At 42.0% G+C, this 23,450-nt stretch carries 21 protein-coding genes and 2 tRNA genes; 15 read left to right on the top strand and 8 right to left on the bottom strand.

The window, feature by feature from the left end:
* Positions 1 to 28: 28 nt before the first annotated feature.
* From DFQ04_RS13990 to DFQ04_RS13965, 6 genes are all read left to right on the top strand, one after another.
* A complete protein-coding gene (locus tag DFQ04_RS13990; protein ID WP_133556913.1) occupies positions 29 to 487 on the top strand; it encodes a DUF2721 domain-containing protein in 459 nt (152 codons plus the stop codon).
* Positions 480 to 1,436 carry a glycerophosphodiester phosphodiesterase family protein gene (locus DFQ04_RS13985; RefSeq protein WP_133556911.1) on the top strand — a complete coding sequence of 319 codons (957 nt, stop codon included), beginning with the start codon at positions 480 to 482 and terminating at the stop codon, positions 1,434 to 1,436. Before DFQ04_RS13990 ends, DFQ04_RS13985 begins: the two co-directional genes overlap by 8 nt.
* Positions 1,426 to 2,442, top strand: a complete 1,017-nt coding sequence (locus DFQ04_RS13980; RefSeq protein WP_133556909.1) for a threonine aldolase family protein — start codon at positions 1,426 to 1,428, stop codon at positions 2,440 to 2,442. Before DFQ04_RS13985 ends, DFQ04_RS13980 begins: the two co-directional genes overlap by 11 nt.
* A 9-nt stretch (positions 2,443 to 2,451) precedes the next feature.
* Complete coding sequence (locus DFQ04_RS13975) at positions 2,452 to 3,714, top strand: replication-associated recombination protein A (protein WP_133556907.1); 1,263 nt, start codon at positions 2,452 to 2,454, stop codon at positions 3,712 to 3,714.
* Positions 3,715 to 3,877: 163 nt separating this feature from the next.
* Positions 3,878 to 3,952: transfer RNA gene (locus DFQ04_RS13970), tRNA-Val, on the top strand.
* A 26-nt stretch (positions 3,953 to 3,978) separates the two neighbouring features.
* A tRNA-Val gene (locus DFQ04_RS13965) sits at positions 3,979 to 4,053 on the top strand.
* 151 nt (positions 4,054 to 4,204) lie between these two features.
* Here DFQ04_RS13965 and DFQ04_RS13960 read toward each other — a convergent pair.
* On the bottom strand, positions 4,205 to 6,031 hold the full coding sequence (locus DFQ04_RS13960; protein ID WP_133556905.1) for a TonB-dependent receptor: 1,827 nt from the start codon (positions 6,029 to 6,031) through the stop codon (positions 4,205 to 4,207).
* A gap of 158 nt (positions 6,032 to 6,189) precedes the next feature.
* Here DFQ04_RS13960 and DFQ04_RS13955 point away from each other — a divergent pair, with 158 nt between their 5' ends.
* Positions 6,190 to 8,148: a M1 family metallopeptidase gene (locus DFQ04_RS13955; protein WP_133556903.1), complete on the top strand. Its 1,959-nt coding sequence runs from the start codon at positions 6,190 to 6,192 to the stop codon at positions 8,146 to 8,148.
* Between the two features lie 55 nt (positions 8,149 to 8,203).
* Here the strand turns inward: DFQ04_RS13955 and DFQ04_RS13950 are convergent, their stop codons facing one another.
* On the bottom strand, positions 8,204 to 9,307 hold the full coding sequence (locus tag DFQ04_RS13950) for a trans-sulfuration enzyme family protein (RefSeq protein WP_133556901.1): 1,104 nt from the start codon (positions 9,305 to 9,307) through the stop codon (positions 8,204 to 8,206).
* 100 nt (positions 9,308 to 9,407) lie between these two features.
* Positions 9,408 to 9,878 (bottom strand): DUF4293 domain-containing protein, encoded by a 471-nt coding sequence (locus DFQ04_RS13945; protein ID WP_133556899.1) that lies wholly within the window; start codon positions 9,876 to 9,878, stop codon positions 9,408 to 9,410.
* 36 nt (positions 9,879 to 9,914) lie between these two features.
* Here DFQ04_RS13945 and truA point away from each other — a divergent pair, with 36 nt between their 5' ends.
* The 6 genes from truA to hemE all read left to right on the top strand — a co-directional run bounded on the left by truA (position 9,915) and on the right by hemE (position 15,384).
* Positions 9,915 to 10,736, top strand: coding sequence for a tRNA pseudouridine(38-40) synthase TruA (truA, locus tag DFQ04_RS13940; RefSeq protein ID WP_317129605.1), 822 nt, complete (start codon positions 9,915 to 9,917; stop codon positions 10,734 to 10,736).
* 6 nt (positions 10,737 to 10,742) lie between these two features.
* Complete coding sequence (locus tag DFQ04_RS13935; RefSeq protein ID WP_133556897.1) at positions 10,743 to 12,515, top strand: ABC transporter ATP-binding protein; 1,773 nt, start codon at positions 10,743 to 10,745, stop codon at positions 12,513 to 12,515.
* Positions 12,516 to 12,536: 21 nt separating this feature from the next.
* On the top strand, positions 12,537 to 13,118 hold the full coding sequence (locus tag DFQ04_RS13930) for a hypothetical protein (protein ID WP_133556896.1): 582 nt from the start codon (positions 12,537 to 12,539) through the stop codon (positions 13,116 to 13,118).
* Positions 13,119 to 13,121: 3 nt separating this feature from the next.
* Positions 13,122 to 13,637, top strand: coding sequence for a hypothetical protein (locus DFQ04_RS13925; RefSeq protein ID WP_133556894.1), 516 nt, complete (start codon positions 13,122 to 13,124; stop codon positions 13,635 to 13,637).
* An 80-nt stretch (positions 13,638 to 13,717) separates the two neighbouring features.
* On the top strand, positions 13,718 to 14,248 hold the full coding sequence (locus DFQ04_RS13920) for a hypothetical protein (protein WP_133556892.1): 531 nt from the start codon (positions 13,718 to 13,720) through the stop codon (positions 14,246 to 14,248).
* Between the two features lie 110 nt (positions 14,249 to 14,358).
* Positions 14,359 to 15,384, top strand: a complete 1,026-nt coding sequence (hemE, locus tag DFQ04_RS13915) for a uroporphyrinogen decarboxylase (RefSeq protein WP_133556890.1) — start codon at positions 14,359 to 14,361, stop codon at positions 15,382 to 15,384.
* Positions 15,385 to 15,396: 12 nt separating this feature from the next.
* Here the strand turns inward: hemE and DFQ04_RS13910 are convergent, their stop codons facing one another.
* Both DFQ04_RS13910 and DFQ04_RS13905 read right to left on the bottom strand, forming a co-directional pair.
* Positions 15,397 to 16,335, bottom strand: a complete 939-nt coding sequence (locus DFQ04_RS13910; protein WP_133556889.1) for a hypothetical protein — start codon at positions 16,333 to 16,335, stop codon at positions 15,397 to 15,399.
* Positions 16,332 to 17,138: an MOSC domain-containing protein gene (locus DFQ04_RS13905; protein ID WP_243739693.1), complete on the bottom strand. Its 807-nt coding sequence runs from the start codon at positions 17,136 to 17,138 to the stop codon at positions 16,332 to 16,334. Before DFQ04_RS13905 ends, DFQ04_RS13910 begins: the two co-directional genes overlap by 4 nt.
* A 431-nt stretch (positions 17,139 to 17,569) precedes the next feature.
* Here DFQ04_RS13905 and dnaK point away from each other — a divergent pair, with 431 nt between their 5' ends.
* Positions 17,570 to 19,483: a molecular chaperone DnaK gene (gene dnaK, locus DFQ04_RS13900; RefSeq protein ID WP_133556887.1), complete on the top strand. Its 1,914-nt coding sequence runs from the start codon at positions 17,570 to 17,572 to the stop codon at positions 19,481 to 19,483.
* Positions 19,484 to 19,590: 107 nt separating this feature from the next.
* Positions 19,591 to 19,965 carry a co-chaperone GroES gene (locus DFQ04_RS13895; RefSeq protein ID WP_133557573.1) on the top strand — a complete coding sequence of 125 codons (375 nt, stop codon included), beginning with the start codon at positions 19,591 to 19,593 and terminating at the stop codon, positions 19,963 to 19,965.
* Positions 19,966 to 19,999: 34 nt separating this feature from the next.
* On the opposite strand, the gene DFQ04_RS13890 is transcribed toward DFQ04_RS13895, so the two are convergent.
* The 3 genes from DFQ04_RS13890 to DFQ04_RS13880 form a co-directional block, all read right to left on the bottom strand.
* The gene (locus DFQ04_RS13890) at positions 20,000 to 20,362 is read right to left on the bottom strand and encodes a hypothetical protein (protein WP_133556886.1); all 363 of its coding nucleotides are present in this window, start codon (positions 20,360 to 20,362) and stop codon (positions 20,000 to 20,002) included.
* A gap of 298 nt (positions 20,363 to 20,660) precedes the next feature.
* The gene (locus DFQ04_RS13885; RefSeq protein ID WP_133556884.1) at positions 20,661 to 21,836 is read right to left on the bottom strand and encodes a porin; all 1,176 of its coding nucleotides are present in this window, start codon (positions 21,834 to 21,836) and stop codon (positions 20,661 to 20,663) included.
* 115 nt (positions 21,837 to 21,951) lie between these two features.
* On the bottom strand, positions 21,952 to 23,247 hold the full coding sequence (locus DFQ04_RS13880; protein WP_133556883.1) for an ammonium transporter: 1,296 nt from the start codon (positions 23,245 to 23,247) through the stop codon (positions 21,952 to 21,954).
* Between the last annotated feature and the right edge of the window lie 203 nt (positions 23,248 to 23,450).

The following is a 23,450-nucleotide window of genomic DNA, read 5'->3' as shown; positions in this document are numbered from 1 at the left end:
CCCCTTTCAGAAAGCACTTTCTAACCCTATGGAACTCCAACTCTCCACCCCTGCCCTGCTTTTTTCTGCGATCACTTTATTGATGTTAGCTTTTACAAATCGCTTTCTAGCCATTGCGACTTTGATTCGTGGCTTACACAAAAACTACCTGAAGGAGCCCGATTCAGAGTTAATCGTAGAACAAATCCATAACCTCCGTCGCCGGCTGACATTGATCAAAAACATGCAGCTTTTCGGAGTCTTTAGCTTTTTACTCTGCGTGATTTGTATGTATTTGCTTTTCCAAGGGCAAACCTCTGCTGCCAACTGGGTATTTGTAGCCAGTATGGCTTCTCTCCTAATCGCTTTGGGGATTTCATTGATTGAAATTCAAATCTCAACGAAAGCGCTAAACTTAGAACTTTCGGATATGGAGGAAATCTTTGAAAAGCGGAAAAGTAGCCTGGATATTTTCTTTAAAAAGGAAGTCAAAAAAGATCATGATTAAACCAAATTTAGGGCTTCTTGCCTGCCTTTTACTGCTTGGCTTTTGCACTCCAAAAAATGTTCAAGTCCAAGAAAACACTGTAGAATCTCAGGTCGAGGCCAATCATATCCAGTTATTTTCTCTGGATGAGACCTATACTTTTTACGAATGGACCTCGGACAGAATTCCTTTGGTTTCTGCACACCGGGGAGGACCTTATCCCGGTTTTCCTGAAAATGCGATTGAGACTTTTGATAATATTTTAAAATTCACTCCAGCAGTCATCGAGCTAGATGTTGCAATGACCAGAGATTCGGTTTTGGTGCTGATGCACGATGACGACTTGGACCGCACGACCAACGGAACCGGAAAAGTCGAGGAGGTCGATTTCGCCTATATCCAAGGCCTTTTTTTGGAAGATAATGAAGGGAACCTAACCGAATTCAAAGTTCCAACGCTGAAGGAGGCACTTCTTTGGTCCAAGGGAAAAGCGCTCTTGACGGTTGATATCAAGCGTTCGGTTCCTTTTGAAAAAGTTATTGAAGAAGTTCGGAAAACAGAAAGTGAGGCATACGCAGCCTTGATTTCTTATACTTTTCCTGCAGCGAAAAAATTAAATTCCTTAGCTCCAGAATTGATGCTTTCAGTAACCATCCGAAATGAGGAGGAAATCAAAAGATTGGAAGAAACAGGTATTCCATGGTCCAGAATAATTGCCTTTACCGGACTTGCAGAGCGGTCTCCTGAATTTAATAAAGCCCTCCATCAACGAGGTGTATTCACTATTTTGGGTGTTTTAGGCAACTTAGATCAAAGTGCAGAAGCCAGAGGAGATCAATTGTATGCTAGCTTTGTCCAAAATGGAGCGGATATTTTGGCCACAGATCGTCCAATCGAAGCTGCCAAAGCAATCCAAACCCTAAGCCCAAAAACAAGTTCCAAATCCAAGTATTTTACCCATGCTAATTGATTTACGAAGTGATACAGTGACCCGGCCAACTCCGGGAATGAAAGAAGCGATGTTTTCTGCTCCTGTCGGGGATGATGTGTTTGGTGAAGATCCAACAGTGAACACCTTGGAGGAAAAAATTGCCAAACTTTTCGGTATGGAGGCGGCTATCTTTTGCCCCTCCGGAACTATGACGAACCAAATCGCTATAAGGCTGCATACACGCCCCCAAACTGAGGTCATTTGCCATAAATATTCCCACATCTACCTATATGAAGGAGGAGGAATTATGGCTAATTCTTTGGCCTCGGTGAAATTATTGGATGGGGATTTGGGAAAAATTACCGCCTCCCAAATAGAAGAATCCATCAATCCAGATGATGTGCATGCGCCTGAGACAACTTTGGTTTCATTGGAAAACACAATGAACAAAGGCGGGGGAAGCATCTATACCTTGGAAGAAATCAAGCCTATTTATCAACTGTGCAAAGAAAAAGGCCTGAAACTCCATTTAGATGGAGCCCGACTTTTCAATGCTTTGGTAGAGACAGGAGAAAAACCAGCAGCATGGGGGGCTCACTTCGATACGATTTCAATTTGCCTGAGCAAAGGATTGGGTTGTCCTATTGGGTCAGTTCTTTTGGGAACAAAAGCAGACATCAAGCGGGCCAGAAAAGTCCGAAAAGTATTTGGAGGTGGAATGAGACAAGCAGGATTTTTGGCTGCGGCGGGGATATATGCTTTGGATCATCAGGTGGAAAGACTAAAAGAAGATCATGCCCGAGCCAGAGAATTAGGAAAAATGTTGGCTAAACTTCCGGTGGTTTCAGAAATTCTACCCGTTTCCACCAACATCGTGATAGCCCGATTAGAAGGAATTTCTCCAGAGGAATTCATGAAAAGACTGGCTGAAAAGAATATCAAATCCGTAAAATTTGGAAAAGATCTAGTCCGTTTTGTGACTCACCACGATTTCAAGGATGAGCATTTATATGAGTTTGGGAGAAGGATTTCTTCCTTGTTCTAATTTTAAGGTATGAACCCTACCCCACTGGCAGAACGAATGAGGCCTACCCGATTGGAAGATCTGATCGGGCAAGAACATCTATCTTCTCCCAGTTCCTTTCTTTACAAAGCCATCAAGTCAGGTAATGTCCCTTCTCTGATTCTCTGGGGACCTCCGGGCGTGGGCAAGACGACCATTGCCAATATCATCGCCAACGAGATCAAGGCTCCATTTTACACCTTGAGCGCTATCAGTTCTGGAGTAAAAGACATCCGAGAGGTGATCGAGAAAGCTAGGTTTCAACAGGGAGTCGTCCTATTCATCGATGAAATTCACCGCTTCAATAAATCCCAGCAAGACGCACTTTTAGGGGCTGTGGAAAAAGGAACTATTCGCTTGATCGGAGCTACTACCGAAAACCCGAGCTTTGAAGTCAACTCAGCACTTCTTTCCAGATGCCAAGTTTTCATTTTGAATCCTTTGGGAAAAGTGGAATTGGAAGCCATGATGAAGCAGGCGCTGGAAAAGGATTCTGATTTAAAAAAAATCAAAGTTGAATTACAGGAAATTGATGCCTTGCTGAGAATCTCAGGAGGAGATGGAAGAAAGCTGCTGAACCTTTTGGAGATCGTGATCGATGGAATCAGTGAGGATCCCTGCGTGATCACGGATGAAAAGGTGATGCAGATCGCCCAGCAAAAAGTGGCGCTTTATGACAAATCCGGCGAACAGCATTACGATATCATTTCTGCTTTTATCAAATCAATCCGGGGATCAGATCCCAATGCTGCCGTGTATTGGCTGGCCCGAATGATTGAAGGAGGAGAGGATGTCAAATTTATCGCAAGACGCTTGGTTATTTTGGCTTCCGAAGACATCGGAAATGCCAATCCCAATGCCCTCTTATTAGCCACAAATTGCTTCGAGGCGGTAAAAATCATTGGTTATCCTGAAGCGAGAATTATCCTTTCCCAATGCGTGACTTACTTGGCAAGTTCTCCAAAAAGCAATGCTTCCTACCTAGCCATCAATCAAGCCCAAGCGCTAGTCGCCCAAACCGGAAATTTATCCGTTCCCCTTCATCTTAGAAATGCCCCGACAAAGTTGATGAAGGACCTGAATTATGGAAAAGCCTATAAGTATTCCCATGATTTCCCCGGCAATTTTGTGGAGCAAGAGTTTTTACCGGATGAAATCAAAAACACCAAACTCTACGAACCCGGAGAAAATGCCCGAGAGAATGAGTTGAGGAAATACCTTTCTAGTAAATGGAAGGGGAAATATGGGTATTAGGTTGTTTGAAATTTGGGATTTAAAATTTGAAATATCATAACAAGCCCGAATTCAAGAAAATAATTCAACTCATTTTCAAAGAATTGTAAAGACTTTTTATTTTTTATTTGCCTTTCAGAATTTAGAATCTACCTTTGCAATCCGTTTGGAACGCAAACGATTTGGAAGTTTAGCTCAGCTGGTTCAGAGCATCTGCCTTACAAGCAGAGGGTCGGGGGTTCGAATCCCTCAACTTCCACTTAAACAAATACCAACAGTCCTTCCGGAAGTTTAGCTCAGCTGGTTCAGAGCATCTGCCTTACAAGCAGAGGGTCGGGGGTTCGAATCCCTCAACTTCCACATTAAGCCTCATCCCGAAAGTTATCGAGGATGGGGCTTTTTTGTTCCAAAAGGAACTACGACGGTTTTCTAGAAAAATAAAACGGCGGATCTTTTTGAGATCCGCCGATTTTTTCTGTGTTAATCTGTGCTATCTGTGAGAGAAATTCTTCTACTCTAAATTCAGCATAAATCCAGCTCGAAACCATCTTCCCGGCATCTGAACGGTTCCTGCCTCAATGTAATCTTCATTGGTGATATTGGAGGCTTCTGCAAAAAAGCCAAGTTTACCCATTCGGTTGTAATCTACCCGCATGTCGAGGAGAAAATACGGATCCCAACTGATACGCTCTACGTAGCGCATTTTGGTATTCCATTCCAGCTTTTTTCCAACTCCGACTAGAAACCCTCCGATTACCTGATTCTTCAAAGCTGTTAGCGCATATCGAGACTCTAAGCCAGGCTGAGAACTGAATTCTGCATCGATGTAATTATAGGAAAGCAAAACCTCTTTCAACTGAATATTCATACCGCTTGGATTGATTCGGTAAGCCAGAGAAGCTTCGATTCCATTAAAAGTAACTTCATTTAAGTTTTGGGGCTGCCAAGGTTCAGAGGAGGAAGTCCTCACCCATTCGATTAGGCTTTCACTGAATCGGTTGAAATAAACCAACTCCGCTCTCCAGTTGGACTTGGCCCATTTTCCTCCAATTTCAAATGAACGAGCCTGTTCGGGTTGAAGGTCTGGGTTTCCAATATTGGTAGGACCCTTGTAATACAAGTCGGTATAGGTTGGAATCCGGAAACTAGAGCCAATTCCAGAATACAAACGGAGCGATTTGCTGGCCTGGAAACCCAGTTCGGCTCCCGGGAAATGCTTCCAGCCGTATTCGGAATAATAGTTGGAATACAAGCCAGCTCTGAGGTCTACTTTACTTCCAAAATTGATGAGCTGTTCCAAAAACAATCCATACAGGGTTCTGTCATGAGCTCCAAGATTATTGGATTCGATTTGCTCTTTTCTGGCCTCGATTCCAAAGCCCGTAATACCCAACTTACTTTCATAGCTTCCATTCCCTTCCAAAGCCAAAACATCAGAAGTATGATTATTTTGGTAAAAAGCCGGCTCATTCCTTCTCAATCGGTACTCGTCCTCATTTCTCCTCCAATAGGCCCGGGTATTGAAGTAAAATCGATCTCCTTGAAAAGTGTGGGAAAGGGAACCTAAAGCAGTCTGAATACTTTCCCACTGATCAGGGAAGGCAGAGGTATAAAAACCATTTGCCCCGAAAGTCCTGTCGGTATAGGCCAGCATTCCCCTCAGGCTGTTCTTTTCATTGAGCTGAACTCCGCCTTCGTAGAAAATATTGCTGATTTGATAGTCTGAGTTGTACTGGTAACCATCCGAGTCGTCATAAGAGATAGCCAAATTTTGGCGATAATTTCCGACTGGGAGAGAACCTGCAAAATTGATTCCTTTCATCCCAAAATCCCCTGCATAGCCCTGCACTCTAAGGTTTCTGACTTCGCTCAATTGAGTAATCACGTTCACCGCACCGGCGAAAGCGTTTTGCCCAAAAATTCGTGATGCCGGACCTTTCAAAACCTCCACCCGATCAATATTGACCAATGGCACGGGAATATTCATCATATGGTGCCCTGTCTGGGGATCGGTAAGTTTGATCCCATTGAGTAGCATCAGGGTTTGCTCGAAAGAACCTCCACGAATTCCAATGTCCGCCTGAACCCCAGAAACTCCCCGCTGCCTTACATCCACTCCGGGCACAAAGGAGAGAATTTCCTGAAGGCTTCTTGCAGGAGTCGTTTCGAGCTGAGGCCTGTCGATTAGGGTAATGTTTCGGCTTTGCTTGGAAAAAGGAATTTGAATACGGTTTTCCTGGATGATTATCTCATCCAGTTTTTGGGTGGTGGTGTCGGTTTGGGCTTTCAAAGAGAAGGAAAGAACCGTCAACCCGCCCAAGAGAAGTGCTTTTTTCATTTAGGGTAGAATAATTGGCTCCCAAAAGTACAAGTGTTTTCTCTTCCCAAGCAAATTGGATCAGTATCTAAAAAATGGTTAAACCTTGTCCGGAAAAATAATTTCTAATGATATAAAAAGCGATTGTGGCTATTTTAGCCGCAAATCAGGAAAGTGATATGAAAAAAACAAGTTTGATCGCAGGATTGCTCTCGCTATTTCTTTTGGTAGAGGGAAATACTCTTTTCGCCCAGCAAGGGCGCGATAATAATCAAAAGGATTTCTCGGAGTTTTTAGACCGAAAAGGAAACTACTATCGGACAGCCTCAGGAAAGCCTGGAGAAGGCTATTGGCAAAATGCCGCTGACTACCAGATCGAGGTAGCTTTGGACGAAGCCAATTTTTCCCTAGGTGGAAAAGTAACGATTACCTACACCAACAATAGTCCGGAGCCTCTGGATTTCATCTGGCTTCAATTGGAGCAAAACCGATTTACTCCAGATTCACGAGGGACTTTGACCACTCCTATCCAAGGCAACCGATACAATGGGGACACTGATGGTGGATATCAGATTTCCAATGTTTCAGCAAAAGTTGGAGCTAAGGGAGCAAATTCCTCCAAGCACCTGATCGATGACACCAGAATGCAGGTTTGGTTTGCTGAGCCAATCCCAGCAAAAGGTGGAAAAGCAACTGTTTCGATGGATTTTTCATTCAAAGTTCCAGTAAAAGGAATGGACCGGATGGGTCGATTGAAAGTAAATGACGGATGGATTTATGCCTTTGCTCAGTGGTATCCAAAGGTGGCTGTTTTTGACGACATCGAAGGCTGGAATATCGAACCCTATTTAGGTGCAGGCGAGTTTTATCTGGAATATGGAAACTTTGACTATAAAGTCACTGTACCCTACAACCACATAGTGGTAGGTTCGGGAAAACTGATGAACCCGGGGGAAGTTTTGAGTAAAGAGCTTCAAAACCGCTATGCCAAAGCTGCTCAAAGTGATGAAACCGTTTATCTGATTTCTCCAGAGGAAATCAAAAACACAGCCCTTACCCGTCCAAAGCAAGATGGAATGATCACCTGGCATTTCAGAATCCAAAATTCCAGAGATGCAGCTTTTGCTACTTCGAATGCATTTATCTGGGATGCTGCCAAAATCAATCTCCCAAGCGGAAAAACTATCCTCTCTCAGTCGGTTTATCCAATGGAAAGCAATAGTCAGGAAGCCTGGTCCAGATCAACCGAATACAGCAAAGCTTCCATCGAATACTACTCCAAGCAATGGTTTGAATTCCCCTACGAAACTGCTACCAACGTTGCAGCGGAGATCAATGGCATGGAGTATCCTGGTTTAAATTTCTGCCATTATAATTCCAAAGGCGCCTCACTTTGGGGAGTAACGGACCATGAATTTGGGCACAACTGGTTCCCGATGATTGTCGGCACCAACGAAAGAAGATACGCCTGGATGGATGAAGGCTTCAATACCTTCATCAACCATTACAGCTCCAATGCATTTAACAATGGGGAATATCCAAGCTCCCTTACCCAGACTCGTCGATTCAACAGCTATTTCACCAATGAAGGAAGAGAAGGCATCGACAATTACCCAGATGTGACGGATACGCGAAATTTGGGAATGGTGGCTTATATGAAACCAGGAATCGGATTGATCATGCTTCGGGAATACATCCTTGGACCTGAGCGCTTTGACAATGCCTTCCGATCTTACATCAAAACCTGGGCATACAAGCATCCTCAGCCTAACGACTTTTTTAACCACATGGAAAATGTGTCAGGTGAAAACCTGAGCTGGTTCTGGAAAGGTTGGTTTTATGGAAATGGAAATATTGATTTGGGAATCACTGGAGTTCAACCTTATGGAGGTAATTACCTGATCAGCTTGGTGAATAAAGGAGATTTCCCAATGCCAGTTCTTTTGGAAATCTCATTCGAAGATGGAAGCAAAGAACGGGTGAAATTACCGGTGGAAATTTGGCAAAGAGGAGATAGCTGGACTCATCTTCTTAAAACCTCCAAAAAAGTAACTGCAGTGGAAATCGATCCTGACAAAGTGATTACTGATATCAATTTGGGTAATGACTCTTGGCCAGTAGAAATCTACAAGAAATAACGAAAAAGGGCTTCGGAATACCGAAGCCCTTTTTTTCACTTTAAATTTCAAACTCTTATCCCAAAGCCTGATCCATATCTTCGAGCAAATCATCGGTATGCTCCAGACCAACGGAAACTCTCAAGAGATTGGGTGGAGTCAACGTGTCTGGTCCTTCCACAGCAGCTCGGCGTTCGATTAGACTTTCCACACCTCCGAGACTTGTTGCATTCATGAATAGGTGGAGTTTTGAAACTACCTCATCCGCTTCCTTCGCTCCTCCTTTAACAGTAAAGGAAACAATACCCCCAAAACCTGTCATCTGAGAAGCCGCAACGGCATGTCCGGGGTGGGTTTTTAAACCCGGATAAAATACTTTTTCAACCTTCGTATGATTGCTCAGGTATTCCGCTAAAATCATGGCATGTTCTGCATGCCCTTTCATTCGGTAAGCCAAAGTTCGGATACTTCTGGCCAGCCAATAACAATCTGCAGGAGAAGGAACTGCCCCTCCGACTTTCTGAACTGTTCGGATTTTTTCCCAAAAGGCATTTTTTTCTTTGGTCACCAAAGCACCACCCAAAATATCCGAGTGGCCTCCAAAATACTTCGTACTGCTATGCATCACGATATCCGCTCCCAAAAGCAATGGGTTCTGAAATACCGGAGTGGCAAACGTGTTATCGCAAGCTAAAATCGCCCCATGCTTTTTTGCCAAAGTAGAAACGGCTCGGATATCTGTAATCTTCAGCAATGGATTGGAAGGTGTTTCCACCCAAATCAGTCGGGTATTTGGTCGCATGGCTTTTTCTACTTCCTCCAACTTGCTCATATCCACAAAGCTCACTTCTAAAACTCCTTTGAATAACATGACCATGGAATTGTGTAAGCCATGGTACATATCATCAGGAGCGATGATATGCGAACCCGCTTCTAATGCCTGAAACACTGCCGTCCCTGCTGCATTCCCGGATGAAAAAGCCGCAGCATCCACTCCTTTTTCCAAAGCCGCAATGACTTCTTCCAAAGCCAATCTATTGGGATTTCCCGCACGGGTGTACAATACTCCCCCTTCGTTTCCATGCTCAAAGGTGGTACTCAGCGTAATGGGCTGGACTACAGGTTTGTTTTTATCAGAGATCAGATTGCCTTTGTGAATGGCTAGGGTTTCGAATTTCATAGCGAAAAGAATTTGAGTTGAAAATAGGAAAGTCTGCAGAAGAATTAGATGCCTTTAGTCACAGAATACAAAAAAACCCGGTGAGTAACCGGGTTTCGTATTATCTGATTCGATCCACAGAGCGGACCAGCATTTCGTCCTTTCGGATAAATCGATTAGCGAGCATATTGAACACCATAGCTGCCAAGATTGCCCAAAATCCAATTTTATAAGTTCCTGCAGCTTCGATTCCCATTTCGGAATTAAGCCCATTGGTTGTCAAAAAAGTAGCAGCTACCAAACCCACCATCAAGAGACTATTGATCATGTTGATCATCATCTGACGGGTTCGGTTTTTATATTGAAATATAGAAATCAAAGCCAAAAGACCTGAAAATGCAGCAAGTGCTCCCAAAAACCATTTAGACGTACTGCTCACTACTTCTTGGTTAGCATCAAAGTTTTCCAACACAAAAGCATTTAGCTTCCAAGTTTGCTCATTTACGGTTTGCTCCCAAAGTTCTGTTCCAATAGTAACTCCCATGCTGATCACCACTAGCAATAGAAAAATTGATTGAATTCGCTGAATCATTGTTTTTAATTTTTTGCAAAGAAAAGCCCATTTCCATTGAATACCAAGAATCCACTTCTCTCAAGGGGAATTGAATCGGAATTGTATCTTTGCAGTCCTATGCAAGTGACCCGAAGGTATTTTCTGGAATTAAGCTACAAAGGCACTCCTTTCCATGGCTGGCAAATTCAGCAAAATGCCTTTACTGTTCAGGAATGTTTGGAAAAAGGGCTTTCTACTTTTTTCAGACAGCCCATTGCAATCATGGGTAGTGGGAGAACCGACACGGGAGTTCATGCCAGCATGCAAGTCTGCCATTTTGATTTGGTGGATCAGATTCCAAGTGAAAATTTCCTGAAAGGAATCAATGCGATCTTACCCAAGGAAATCGCAATTCATAGTATCCGATTGGTAAAGCCAGATGCCCATGCGCGATTTGATGCGAAAAACCGATCCTATTTCTATCGGATCATCTTCCAAAAAAATCCTTTCTTGGACGATTTGGCTTGGTTGATTTTCCATAATCCTGATATTGAAAAAATGAATCAGGCAGCCAAAATCCTACTTGGGCATGAGGATTTTGAATGCTTCAGCAAGGTCCACACGGAAGTAAATCACTTCCGTTGCAAAATCTATTCTGCCCATTGGGAACAAAAGGACGGCCAATTGTTATTTCATATAACCGCCAATCGCTTTTTGCGTGGAATGGTAAGAGCAATTGTTGGAACTTTGATGGAAATTGGCTTGGGTACCAGATCAATCGAATCCATGGAAGAGCTGATTCTTTCCAAAGACCGAACAAAAGCAGGAAAAGCCGCCCCCGCAAAGGGTTTGTTTTTGTGCAACATTAATTACCCAACCACCATCTACTTAGACTAAACAGCCTTGAGCTTAGAAAAAGAAAAAGAATCCTCCGGGGAAATCATAGACATGAAAGTCCTGAAGCAGCTTTACAGTTTTGTAAAGCCCTATCGTCTTCAGTTTTACTTTTTGGTCTTTTTGACGATAGCCTTGGCCATTTTGGCTCCTACAAGACCCTATTACATCCAAGTTGCCATCGATGACTATGTGGCTTTGGGGGATGTTCCGGGCTTGATCAAGATCATTTATATCCTGATAGGATTGATGGTTTTACAGGCAGTAGTCCAATGGGCACATACTTTTTATTCGGGTTGGATCGGCCAGGTAATTATCAAGGACATCCGGGTTAGATTATACAAGCATTTGCTCAAGTTACGCCTGAAGTTTTTTGACAATACACCTATCGGAAGATTGGTGACTCGAAATATTTCTGACATTGAGACCTTAGCAGATGTATTCAGTGAGGGCTTGGCGGCAATCATTGGAGATTTACTTCAGATCGTCACCATCCTTGGGGTCATGTTTTACATCGACTGGAGGTTAACCTTGGTCAGTTTATGTACGCTTCCACTTTTGGTCATTTCCACTTATGTGTTCAAAGAAAAGATCAAAGTGACTTTTAACGATGTCCGAAACGCAGTTTCTAACCTTAACTCTTTTCTTCAAGAGCATATCACCGGGATGAATATTGTGCAAATATTCAACCGTGAGGCCCGAGAATTTGAGAAATTTAAAGAAATCAACCGCGAGCACAGAACTGCTCATATCAAATCAGTTTTGTATTACTCGATCTATTTTCCAGTAGCTGAAATTATTCAGGCTATCGGGATTGGATTAGTGGTTTGGTATGGTGCTGTCAGAGTTTTGGGAATGGATATCCAGATCGGTGTTCTGATTTCATTTATCATGTACTTGCAATTATTCTTCCGACCGATTCGGATGATTGCAGACCGATTCAACACCCTTCAAATGGGAGTGGTGAGTTCCTCCAGAATTTTCAAATTATTGGCTTCTTCAGAGCACATCGCCAACGAAGGCAGCTTCAAGCCTGAAAAACTCCAAGGAAACATCGAGCTAAAAAATGTCTGGTTTGCTTATAATGACGAGGAATATGTCCTGAAGGACATCAATTTCGAAGTGAAAAGAGGTGAAACCGTCGCCTTGGTTGGAGCGACGGGAGCCGGAAAATCTTCAATCATTAACCTGATTTCTCGTTTTTATGAAATCAATAAAGGGCAGATTCTGATTGATGGAACTGACGTCCGAGAATTTGAACTTGGTATACTTAGAAAACATATCGGAGTTGTTCTTCAGGATGTCTTCCTATTCTCTAACAGCATTTACCATAACATCACCTTGGGAAATCCGAGCATCTCCAAAGAACAGGTACTGGAAGCTGCCGAATTGGTTGGGGCGAGAAAATTTATTGAAAGACTTCCGGGAGGCTTAGACTACAACGTCATGGAGCGCGGCTCTACGCTTTCAGTGGGCCAAAGGCAATTGATTTCCTTTGTCCGAGCGATGGTTTACAATCCTGAGATTTTGATTTTGGATGAAGCTACTTCTTCTGTGGATACTGAAACTGAGGAATTGATTCAGGAATCTATCGAAAAAATGATGAAAGGAAGAACATCGATCGTCATCGCCCATCGACTTTCTACCATTCAAAAAGCAGATAAAATTATAGTCCTCCACAAAGGAGAAATCGTGGAAACAGGAACCCATTCCTCTCTTTTGGAACTTGGAGGATACTATACTCAGCTGCACCAAATGCAGTTGAAGACTATGGCCATCTAAAGCATACTAAACCAATAACTAATGAAATTCAGATTTACCCTGCTGATTTTATTTTTACCATTTCTGGGTTTGGCTCAAGAAAGAGGAGCTGGAGTCCGTCTTGGTGAACCTTTCTCATTAACCTATAAAGACTTTCTTGATGACTACCTTTCTTTTGAAGTAATGGTAGGTTCGGGAGGAGTCAACAAGGGAGATTACTATAGAAAATCCTTTGAAAACAACCCTCCTTCCTCTAATTCATTTTACCTAAACCATACCGCAGACCGGGGAATTTCCTTGAATTTCAGGATGGCTTTGCATGAAGACATCACCGATATGTTTGACATTGAACAGGGATATCTTCTTGGCTATGCCGGCGCAGGAGCTCAAATCAGAACAACTCGGGTGACCTACGCCTATCAACCCAATCCCATTCAGTCCGGTCCTTTTTTGGAGGAAGAAAGAACCAATTTTGATTTTGGCCCTGAAGTCTTTGGAGGAGCTGAATATTACTTTGATGAAACACCAATCAGTGTTTTCGTAGAAATTGGGCTTTTCGTAGAATTAATTGACAGAATCAATATGAGAGGTCAAGGAGGAATTGGGGTTCGCTACTTATTTTAGGGCATGAAAAAACTTGGGTTCATTTTAATTTTCTTGTTGTTTCTGGGTTTTGCAGGATTTTATTTCTTCAATCAGCTAGGAGGAAATACTCCCATTGAGATGATTTTGATAGAAAGTTCTCCAGAGACAATGGCTGGAAAAACCTTTATCGGAATTCCTCAGGATCCCAAATTGGAGGAAACGTTCAAGTCCATTGAATCCCTTAAGACCTTGAATCCCGGGACAAAAATTCATACCATCTATTATATCGAACCAGCTGGCAAATTGGACACCATGAATGTTTTTGTTGGTCTCAATCTACCTTTTGCAACTGGGGACTTGGAAGGAAAAACTTTTTCAGAAAAAAAATATATCCAAGCTACCATTACAGCTAACAAGTGGGTGATGCCAAGTCCAGCCAAAGTAAAAGCTCAAATCGAGGAATTTGCCAAGAAAAATCAAGTTGAGCTGTCTGGAATTTTTATCGATAAAATCATCTCTGAATCAGAAGTTCAGGTAATTGCACCAGTAAAGGATTAGGCTTTTAAGGTTTATTAACCAAAACAAAAGATAACCTTGGCATGATACCTGCCGTGGAAAAGGAACAAACTATTCCAACTATGAACAGATATCTAAGCATTTTTGCACTGATCGGCCTATTGGCTTTTCAGGCATGTGAAGGCCCAATTGGCCCTCCAGGTCCTCAAGGTCCAGAAGGTGAACCTGGTGTCACCATTGTAGGGGAAGCATTCGAAGTAGAAGTTGACTTCACCTCTCAAAACGGATACGAATCTATTTTTGATTTCGATCCGGCTATTGTCCAAAGCGATGTAGTTCTTGCTTTTATACAGTGGGAAACCACCTCAAGCAATCAGCCTGTTTGGAGAGCATTGCCTCAGAATGTCTTTTTCAACAACGGAGTTTTGGTCTACAATTATGATTTTACCAGAACTGATTTTCGCTTGTTTTTAGACGGAGCCATTGACTTCTCTTCTTTGGGTCCAGATTGGACTCAAAATCAAGTATTCAGACTTATAGTAGTCCCTGCTGATTTTGCAGGAGGAAGAATAGATTGGACGGATTATGAAGGAGTCACCAGACTTCTCGGCATTGAAGAGAAAGATTTCATCAAGCTAGGAACCAAGAAATAATTCTAAATTCTAATGACAAACCTATTGAAGGACCTGATTGAAATCAGGTCCTTCTTTTTTATGTTGGAAAGAAGCGCTTCCGAATAAAATTTGGCGCTTATCTTTGCGCCATGCAACTCCAAAATGATTTGCTGCTAAGAGCAGCCCGAGGCGAAAAAACTGAAAGAACTCCCGTTTGGCTTATGCGTCAGGCTGGAAGAATTCTCCCTGAATACCGCGCAGTTAGAGAATCAGTCAGTGGATTTATTGAATTGGCTCAAACACCGGAATTAGCGGCGGAGGTAACAATTCAGCCGGTGGATATTTTGGGGGTAGATGCTGCCATTATTTTTTCTGACATTTTGGTGATTCCCGAAGCCATGGGATTACCCTATGAAATGGTAGAAAAGCGGGGACCTTGGTTTCCTCAAACAGTAAGAAGCCAAGCTGATCTCAAAAAACTCCGGGTAGCAGACGGGGAAAATGATCTGAAATATGTGATCGATGCGATTCAGCTCACAAAAAAGAATCTGAATGGTAGAGTTCCTTTGATAGGATTTGCAGGAGCTCCATGGACCATTTTTGCCTATATGGTCGAAGGAAGTGGAAGCAAAACTTTTTCGAAATCCAGGGAAATGCTTTACAGAGATCCTGTTTTTTCCCATCAGCTGCTTCAGTTAATAACGGATTCTACGATCAATTACCTCAAGGCTCAAATTCGAGCAGGAGCAGACTTGGTACAAATCTTTGATAGCTGGGCAGGTATTTTGGGACCAAAGCAATACCAGGAATTTTCTCTGAAATACATTTCTCAAATCTGCGATGCGATAACAGAAGTCCCTGTTACAGTTTTTGCAAAGGGTGCTTTTTTCGCAAGAGAAGAAATGGGGAAATTAAACTGCGAAACAATCGGATTGGATTGGAATATGGGAATTGAGGAATCCCATAAACTGATTGGCCCGAACAAAACGCTACAAGGAAATTTAGATCCTGCAGCACTTTACGGAAATCCTGAGCAGGTCAGAGCAGCAACCCAAGAAATGATGGAACAGTTTCGTGGAAAAAGACATATAGCCAACCTCGGACATGGAGTCTATCCGGATATTGATCCCGAAATGGTTAAGGTATTTATCCAAACTGTCAAAGAGTTTAACTAAGAAAAAATAATCTTAGAGACTCATCTGTAGCCAGGTCTTGACAAAAAACGGAATTCTTCTCATCAAATTTTGAGTAGAAGCTATTTGCCAAGAGCGGCTTAGATTTTCTCTGAGCTCAGGTAAAATAGATTCAATCAATAAGATCTCCCTGAGTAGGCTAGATTTCCTAATTCCAAGAATCCTGAACAAGGCCTTTTTGAGTAATGGGCCAAAAATCAAATGCCAGGCCGTGAGAATTATTGCTGCCCTCAAACACATTTCTCGAAAAGAGTCTGGAAAAATTGGAACAAAATAGACCGCACTCAATCCAGCAATCAACAACCACTCAGATTGCAAAAGACTTCCTTTTTTCTTAGCGATCCTGCCATTTTTCACTTCGATATCCAAGTTGATCTTTACCGGATTCAGAGTAACCCTTCCTATCATCCAGCCAGCAATAACACCACTTAGCAGGTAAATCCCCAAATAGGCAAGTACAAGATTTTTAGCACTCAAGATTGTGGCAAAGAATGGAAAATAGGAAACTATTGAAAGCATAAATTCATCCAAGGCTTCCCAAAAACCCATTCCAAATAAAATCGTCAAACTTATCAATTTGAGCGTGGCAGATTGTAGGTATGCGAAAACAGTGACTAACATTCGAGCTGTTTTGGTTGAAGGAATAGCTGCCAATGCAATAGCCCCAAATCCCCCCTGCAAGGCAACTGAAAGAAATGCTCCAAGAGGGGCATGAGGGCTTAGAATCATTTTGAAAATCAATACGATAACTGTCGCATGAAGTACCTTCTTTGAACTTCCCGTAACTGTATATATCAAAGAAATGAACAAAGCCGAAAAACAAGCAATAAAAACTCCTGCCAGGGGAATTCGAAAGGCATGCAATAAGCCTCCCAAAAAAGTCTCTGCAAGAACCCATAAGGCAATTAGCCTGTAAAATCTCTTGCTAATCATACAGTTTTTAGGAAATCACCTTGAGAAACAATACCCTTATGAAGAGCAACCATATTTTGTCCGAAATAAACTTTGTTGTTTTGGGTTCGATAGCTCGCCAAGGTTTTTAAAGGCTCTTTTCCTTGCTCCCCTGTTTGCTGGTCTACCGTAGTGAGTACACATCGAGCACAAGGTTTTATTACTTGAAAAGAAACTTCTCCAATGGTTATTTTTTTAAATCCATCTTCAGAAAAAGCAACCCCTCCTGAGAAAACGATATTTGGACGGAATCGGTCCATAGGCACTGGAGTTTCCAATTTGGAATTCAAATCCTCCAAAGAAGCCTCACCGATTATCAAATAGGGCATGCCATCTGCAAAACTTACTGACTCACCCTGTACCGCGTAGCGAGGATCAACCTTTCGGTGTGAATTTTCAGGCATTACTACCAAATGAACTTCAAATCCTAAAAAATCAGAAAACCATTTGGAAACTTTTGGATCTACTATTTTTGCCAAAACCTGATCATCCCAAACAGTCACTTCCATTTCTGGTCCGGTAGCTCTATCCATAGGAAAGGTCAACTGATAGGAAATATTCTGTTTATGAAAAACCTCCAGCTGGTCTTGAAGAATTTTCACACCCAAAAGAGCCAATTGAGGATAAGTCCGCTGTGAAACAAACATTCCGGAATGATCTACCAACATCCAACGGCGATCATATTGAAAGCCTTTTTCCTCCACTTTGGCACTTTCCAAGCGAATCCCTCCAAGAGACTTGATGGGATAAATAAAAATATCCTGTACAACCAATTCCTTTTCCATAGCCCAAAATTAGACTAATATCTCCTGAAGATTAGCCAAAGGGGAGAAAATTACCAGAAGTAAAAGCATAAATGCATTGAGAGAAAAAAGAGGTGAAATCGATGTTTTCAACAACTGCCATGACAAGAAAGCCAAACCCAATGACAGCAAGCCACCTAGCTCTCTCCTGATTTACCTTGGATGAAAAAAGTCCCATACCTCACTAGATGACCAAAGAGCAGTTGAGGTTGCATCTCCTAAAATACTCTGACAAAAACATGTCAAAGCAAACTCTGAATTCAGGAGGAAAAATGACAAATCTGATTTTTATCTCAAGCGAATGAGCCATAATTCCTGACAAACTGACACCAAATCCTTAAAAATCCCCTATGGCACATCCATTGAAGAAAGGGGAATGTATTCAAACTGAAAACACAAAAACATATATAATCATGGGAAAAATTATAGGCATTGACTTGGGTACCACCAACTCCTGCGTAGCCGTTATGGAGGGTAACGAGCCTGTAGTCATCCAAAACAGTGAAGGAAGAAGAACCACGCCATCAATCGTGGCTTTCTTGGACAATGGAAACGGAGAGCGAAAAGTAGGTGACCCTGCAAAGCGTCAGGCTATCACCAACCCAGCTAATACTATTTCCTCAGTAAAAAGATTTATGGGAAAGAAATTCTCTGAAGTATCTGAGGAGAAAAAACATGCTTCCTATAAAGTAGAACAAGGACCAAACGATACGGTAGGTATCCGAATTGGCGACAGATCTTATACTCCACAGGAGATTTCTGCCATGATCCTTCAGAAAATGAAGAGTACTGCGGAAGACTTCTTGGGACAAACCGTAACCGAAGCTGTCATCACTGTACCTGCATACTTCAATGATGCTGAGCGTCAAGCAACCAAAGAAGCTGGACAAATCGCAGGTTTGGAAGTAAAGCGTATCATCAACGAACCTACTGCCGCAGCTTTGGCTTATGGCATGGACAAGAAAAACCAGGACATGAAAATAGCGGTGTATGACCTTGGTGGTGGTACATTCGATATTTCAATCTTGGAACTAGGCGATGGGGTATTCGAAGTAAAATCCACAAACGGTGATGTTCACTTGGGTGGTGATGACTTCGACCAAGTAATCATCGACTGGTTGGCCGCTGAATTCCAAGCTGAGGAGCAAATTGACTTGAGAAAAGACCCAATGGCACTTCAGCGTCTGAAGGAAGCTGCTGAAAAGGCTAAAATCGAGTTGTCAAGCTCTGCTTCTACTGAGATCAACTTGCCTTATATCACAGCAACACAGACTGGGCCAAAGCACTTAGTGAGAAATCTAAGTAGAGCCAAGTTTGAGCAGCTTTCAGAAACTTTGGTAAGAAGATCAATGGAGCCTTGTGCTAAGGCTCTAAAGGACGCTGGCCTTAGCGCTGCTGATATCGACGAAGTCATCTTGGTTGGTGGATCTACCCGTATTCCTAAAATTCAGGAAGAGGTAGAGAAGTTCTTCGGAAAGAAACCTTCCAAAGGTGTAAACCCTGACGAAGTGGTAGCAATTGGTGCTGCTATTCAAGGTGGTGTTTTGACTGGTGAGGTAAAAGACGTACTTCTTTTGGACGTGACTCCTCTTTCCTTGGGTATCGAAACCATGGGCGGAGTATTTACCAAACTGATCGAAGCTAATACTACTATCCCTACCAAAAAGTCAGAGGTATTCTCCACCGCTGCTGACAATCAGCCTGCAGTAGATATCCACGTACTTCAGGGAGAGCGACCATTGGCTAAGGACAACAGATCAATCGGTAGATTCCAATTGTCTGACATTCCACCAGCTCCAAGAGGCGTTCCTCAAATCGAAGTAACCTTTGACATTGATGCCAATGGTATCCTAAATGTGTCTGCTAAAGACAAGGGAACTGGCAAGGAGCAAAAGATTAAGATTGAAGCTTCTTCAGGTCTTTCTCAAGATGATATCGAAAGAATGAAGAGAGAAGCAGAAGCTAATGCTGCTGCTGATAAGGCTGAAAAGGAAAAAATCGAAAAGCTCAATCAGGCTGACAGTTTGATTTTCCAAACTGACAAGCAATTGAAAGAGTATGGAGATAAGCTATCGGATGGAAACAAGGCAAATATCAATTCTGCTTTGGAAGCGTTGAAGTCAGCTCACGGAGCCAAAAACATCGAAGGTATCGATGAGGCGATGGCTAATTTGAACAAAGCATGGGAAGCTGCATCCACAGAAATGTATAACGCTACTCAAGGCGCTGGAGCTCAACCAGGACCTGACGCAGAAGCTAATTCAGGTACTTCCGGAGACGGAGTTTCTGACGTAGACTATGAAGAGGTTAGCGAAGACAAAAAATAAGGTAAACTAAACCAAATAGGTCGGCATCTGTTGAAAAACAGGTGCCGTTTATTTTCCTAGCCCTATAGTCCAGATAAACGATTCACTTGAAAGACACTTCAATTTTTATGCAGCTCACAGCAGATAATAAATTAAAAAAGCTAATCGTAGTTGGAGACCGAGTTTTGATCCGACTAAAGAAGCCACATGAAAAAACTGACTCAGGACTTTATCTCCCCCCTGGAGTTCAGGAAAAGGAAAAAGTTCAGCAAGGATATATCATCAAAGCAGGTCCAGGGTACCCAATTCCTATGCCAGTGGAAGATCACGAGCCGTGGATGGATAGTGAAGAAAAAGTCAAATACGTGCCTCTACAGGCAAAAGAAGGTGATTTGGCAATTTTTCTACTTTCTGGAGCCCACGAGGTAATTTATGAAGGTGAAAAATACTACATCGTTTCCCAGGGAGCGATCCTCATGCTGGAAAGAGAACATGACCTATAAAAATGAAGCCCGATGAGAATCGGGCTTCTTTATTTTAATGGATCCAAACCTTCTTGGGTTTCATGGATTTTGGTTCTTCGTACACCGCCTTAGAATTAGGAATTCTTGTTTTTCGCTCCCAAGGCTTACTATTTTTAGCTTGCAATCCTTTTGGATTATCGATGGTCTCTCTGAATCCTACTTTTAGTTTTTTGGAAGGCTTCCCCATCCAAACTTCTGAATTTTTAGCTACCGGGCCTTGCAATGAACTCGGAGCAGAATCGTGGACAAGGGTGATTTTAGGGCTAAAGGACTTTCCAACCGTTGCATTTTTGGCTTTAGGTCCCATCAAGAAATCTTGGGAATAGGCAGTCATGGCAAATAGCATGGCTGAAAATATGAAGGTTAACTTTTTCATATCTGTATATTTGGGTTGTACAAAAATATACAGATTTAGAATACCAAATGTTTTAAGATTCGACTGATTTAAGTCAAAAACCTATATTTTTTGAAATTTTATTCGTTTACAATGATTTAAAAATATTCAAACAATACATTGTTTTGAAACTGTAATTTTCAATTTTTTCATAGATTCATTAATATCTTACTAAAAATCCAACCCAATTATTAGAAATCATCTATAAAAAAGAAAAAACCGAGGTGAAAATCACCCCGGCTTTTATAACAATAGACCCTGTTTATAATCTTAAATATTTTTAGAAAGCAAATACGGCAGCGAATAAAAATGAAGCCAATCCTTTACTTCCGTTTAAGTCCTTATTGACGAAGAATTCCTCCTTCATGCTATCTACCCTTAATTCAGGAATTAGGGTAAGATTTCCACCAACCTTGATATTTCCGGACAAAGTTGCAGCAAATACACCTCCATCACCAGTCGAAGGATCAATTCCAACCACGCCTTCGAGACCATTGTTGAATACACTGAAGTATTCACCCCTGAATCCCAAACCAAACTTCTCAGTTGGTTTCACTTGAAGATATCCTGCAAATCCGTAGAAACCAGCACCATCTCCATCCAAATCTTGGATCTCAGATCCAGTGTAAAATTCTCCTGCACTGGTGGTATTATAGGTCGTATTTACTCCCAAATAGAATTTCTCTGAAAGATCAAATCCAGTAGTCAAATCAACTTGAAAGGTTTTACCTAAAGAAGATTGATCAGTAATCAAGCCTCCGTCATCGCTTAGCCTTCCATCTTGGTCACCATACACAAAATTAAGGTAAGTACTTCCCAAATCTGTGGAATAACCCAATTGTGCTCCTAGAGTATATGTCCCATTTAAATTAAACTCAGTCATATCCGTAGGGTTCATGACCGCTGCCAAAAAGGAAAACTTGTCAGACAACTGAAAATTAGCTTTCAAGCCCGTATGAGAAAACGGACCATACGAGAACATATAGGATGTGGAATAATTGAAATTAGCAGTTGGAGAAATCACCTCATATCCTAAAAAGGTATTGAAGTTTCCAAATGTCAAAGTTACCTTGTCAGACACATTCCAATAGACATATAATTGATTTACAATTTGCGAGGAACCTGCCATTCCATTGGCATATAAAGGAGAGCCAAAAACAGCATCTTCACCTCTAGGTCCAAAGACCAGATCTGCCACAGCCCCTACTTTTTTACCTTGGTAAGTGGCAATGATATTTGCCATACCCAAAGAAAATCCAGGAAGGTTTCCAAAAGATGAAGCTGGAGCTTGAAAATTTTCTCCCTTGTTGGGAGCATTGAAATTAGTGCGGAAATAAGCATCTACAGAGCCTGAGAGGGTTAATGTACCTTCCTCTTCAGAAGACTCTTCTTGAGCCATTACAACTTGAGAACCAAATAGAGATGCGCAAAGTATTAGTAGGAATATTTTTTTCATTTTAATTTTGAGTGTTGGTTAATGATAGAGTTGATCAATAGATCCCCGATCCGGTCGAAAGAGAGTCGCGTTTTTTTCTCCGGACGGGGTTCGTTTTGTTTATGATTGGTGGTTTTTATTCGTCAAAAACGATGGTGTATCCTCTGATCCCGTGTTCATGGGAGTCCAGCCCTGTTCTTTCATGTTCTTCAGAAACTCTGATTCCGACCGTCTTTTTGAGGATATAGAAAATTCCGAATGCTGCAGAAAAAGCAGTAACTCCACAAATAGCTACGCCTATTAATTGGGTAAGAAAGGAATGCTCTGGATTTGTGGAGAAAATTCCAACAGCTAAAGTTCCCCAAATACCACAGGTAAGGTGAACGGAAACTGCGCCTACTACATCATCAAGTCTGGCTTTGTCCAAAAGGACTGCGGATACCACTACTAAAATCCCTCCGATAAATCCGACTAAGACGGCCCCTCCTGGATTGATTACATCGGCACCAGCTGTAATAGACACAAGCCCAGCCAATATCCCGTTTAATACCATCCCAAGGTCCAATCTTTTAAAAGCGAAATAAGCTGCCAAAAATCCACCAAGCCCGCCAGCGCAAGCTGCCAGAGAAGTAGTCACCAGTACAAAAGAAACCAGACCCGGATCCGCGGAAAGTACTGATCCTCCATTGAATCCAAACCATCCCAACCACAAAAGGAATACACCAATTACAGCCAAAGGAACACTGGCTCCAGGTTTTTCAATGGTCTTTCCATTGACGTATTTACCGATTCGAGGACCCACTAAAATTACACCTGCCAAGGCTCCCCAGCCTCCTACGGAATGAACCAAAGTGCTTCCTGCAAAATCATAGAAGCCCATTTCATCCAATGCGCCACCGCCCCATTTCCAACTTCCGATGATAGGATAAACCAATCCCACAAAGAATAAGGTGAAAATCAAATAAGCTCCGAGCTTTACCCGTTCGGCAATTGCTCCAGAAACGATCGTGGCGGCGGTTGCTGCAAACATGGCCTGAAAAAGAAAATCAGTCCAATACGTGTAACCGGCATCTGCATAAGCGGCTGAAACATCTGCGGTAGCAGGAGCAAACCAGAATAAATTCCAGCCTGCAAAATCAAAAGACAACCACCCCGGAACTTCAAAACCCGGATACATTAAGTAAAATCCAATCGCCGCATAGGAGATAATGCCGATAATTGGTGTGATTGTGTTTTTGAAAAGGATGTTTACAGTGTTTTTGGCCTGGCCAAAACCTGCTTCCACTCCCGCAAATCCCAAGTGCATGATAAACACCAAGGCAGTGGAAAGCATCATCCAAACATTGTTTGTCGTGAGGAGATTTTTCGAAATCTCTACCGACAAATCCATCACGGCCACATCATTGGCCAACAGGGTTGCGAAATACTTCATAGGTTTGAGTTTAAATTTTGAACTTATTTCAGAATTTAATATAGGTTTGAGAGCAATTCTCTTTTTCGAATGTAATTATAAAAATTATAAAAAAACAAACCAGTTTTTGAAACTAATGCATTAAATAGGTAAAATAACTATCATTTTTAAACCCAAAATTTCATTTTTTTCAATTTTTATTTAAAAACAAGTCATTTTGAGAG

This window comes from Algoriphagus boseongensis (genome assembly GCF_004362805.1).
Taxonomy (GTDB): domain Bacteria; phylum Bacteroidota; class Bacteroidia; order Cytophagales; family Cyclobacteriaceae; genus Algoriphagus; species Algoriphagus boseongensis.
The sequence above is the reverse complement of the archived record's forward strand: the minus strand, read 5'-3'. Positions and strand labels throughout refer to the sequence as shown.

Coding starts and splice junctions, on each gene's coding strand:
- DFQ04_RS13990 (WP_133556913.1), top strand. CDS start 29: ATGGAACTCCAACTCTCCACCCCTGCCCTGCTTTTTTCTGCGATCACT.
- DFQ04_RS13985 (WP_133556911.1), top strand. CDS start 480: ATGATTAAACCAAATTTAGGGCTTCTTGCCTGCCTTTTACTGCTTGGC.
- DFQ04_RS13980 (WP_133556909.1), top strand. CDS start 1,426: ATGCTAATTGATTTACGAAGTGATACAGTGACCCGGCCAACTCCGGGA.
- DFQ04_RS13975 (WP_133556907.1), top strand. CDS start 2,452: ATGAACCCTACCCCACTGGCAGAACGAATGAGGCCTACCCGATTGGAA.
- DFQ04_RS13960 (WP_133556905.1), bottom strand. CDS start 6,031: ATGAAAAAAGCACTTCTCTTGGGCGGGTTGACGGTTCTTTCCTTCTCT.
- DFQ04_RS13955 (WP_133556903.1), top strand. CDS start 6,190: ATGAAAAAAACAAGTTTGATCGCAGGATTGCTCTCGCTATTTCTTTTG.
- DFQ04_RS13950 (WP_133556901.1), bottom strand. CDS start 9,307: ATGAAATTCGAAACCCTAGCCATTCACAAAGGCAATCTGATCTCTGAT.
- DFQ04_RS13945 (WP_133556899.1), bottom strand. CDS start 9,878: ATGATTCAGCGAATTCAATCAATTTTTCTATTGCTAGTGGTGATCAGC.
- DFQ04_RS13930 (WP_133556896.1), top strand. CDS start 12,537: ATGAAATTCAGATTTACCCTGCTGATTTTATTTTTACCATTTCTGGGT.
- DFQ04_RS13925 (WP_133556894.1), top strand. CDS start 13,122: ATGAAAAAACTTGGGTTCATTTTAATTTTCTTGTTGTTTCTGGGTTTT.
- DFQ04_RS13920 (WP_133556892.1), top strand. CDS start 13,718: ATGAACAGATATCTAAGCATTTTTGCACTGATCGGCCTATTGGCTTTT.
- hemE (WP_133556890.1), top strand. CDS start 14,359: ATGCAACTCCAAAATGATTTGCTGCTAAGAGCAGCCCGAGGCGAAAAA.
- DFQ04_RS13910 (WP_133556889.1), bottom strand. CDS start 16,335: ATGATTAGCAAGAGATTTTACAGGCTAATTGCCTTATGGGTTCTTGCA.
- DFQ04_RS13905 (WP_243739693.1), bottom strand. CDS start 17,138: ATGGAAAAGGAATTGGTTGTACAGGATATTTTTATTTATCCCATCAAG.
- dnaK (WP_133556887.1), top strand. CDS start 17,570: ATGGGAAAAATTATAGGCATTGACTTGGGTACCACCAACTCCTGCGTA.
- DFQ04_RS13895 (WP_133557573.1), top strand. CDS start 19,591: ATGCAGCTCACAGCAGATAATAAATTAAAAAAGCTAATCGTAGTTGGA.
- DFQ04_RS13890 (WP_133556886.1), bottom strand. CDS start 20,362: ATGAAAAAGTTAACCTTCATATTTTCAGCCATGCTATTTGCCATGACT.
- DFQ04_RS13885 (WP_133556884.1), bottom strand. CDS start 21,836: ATGAAAAAAATATTCCTACTAATACTTTGCGCATCTCTATTTGGTTCT.
- DFQ04_RS13880 (WP_133556883.1), bottom strand. CDS start 23,247: ATGAAGTATTTCGCAACCCTGTTGGCCAATGATGTGGCCGTGATGGAT.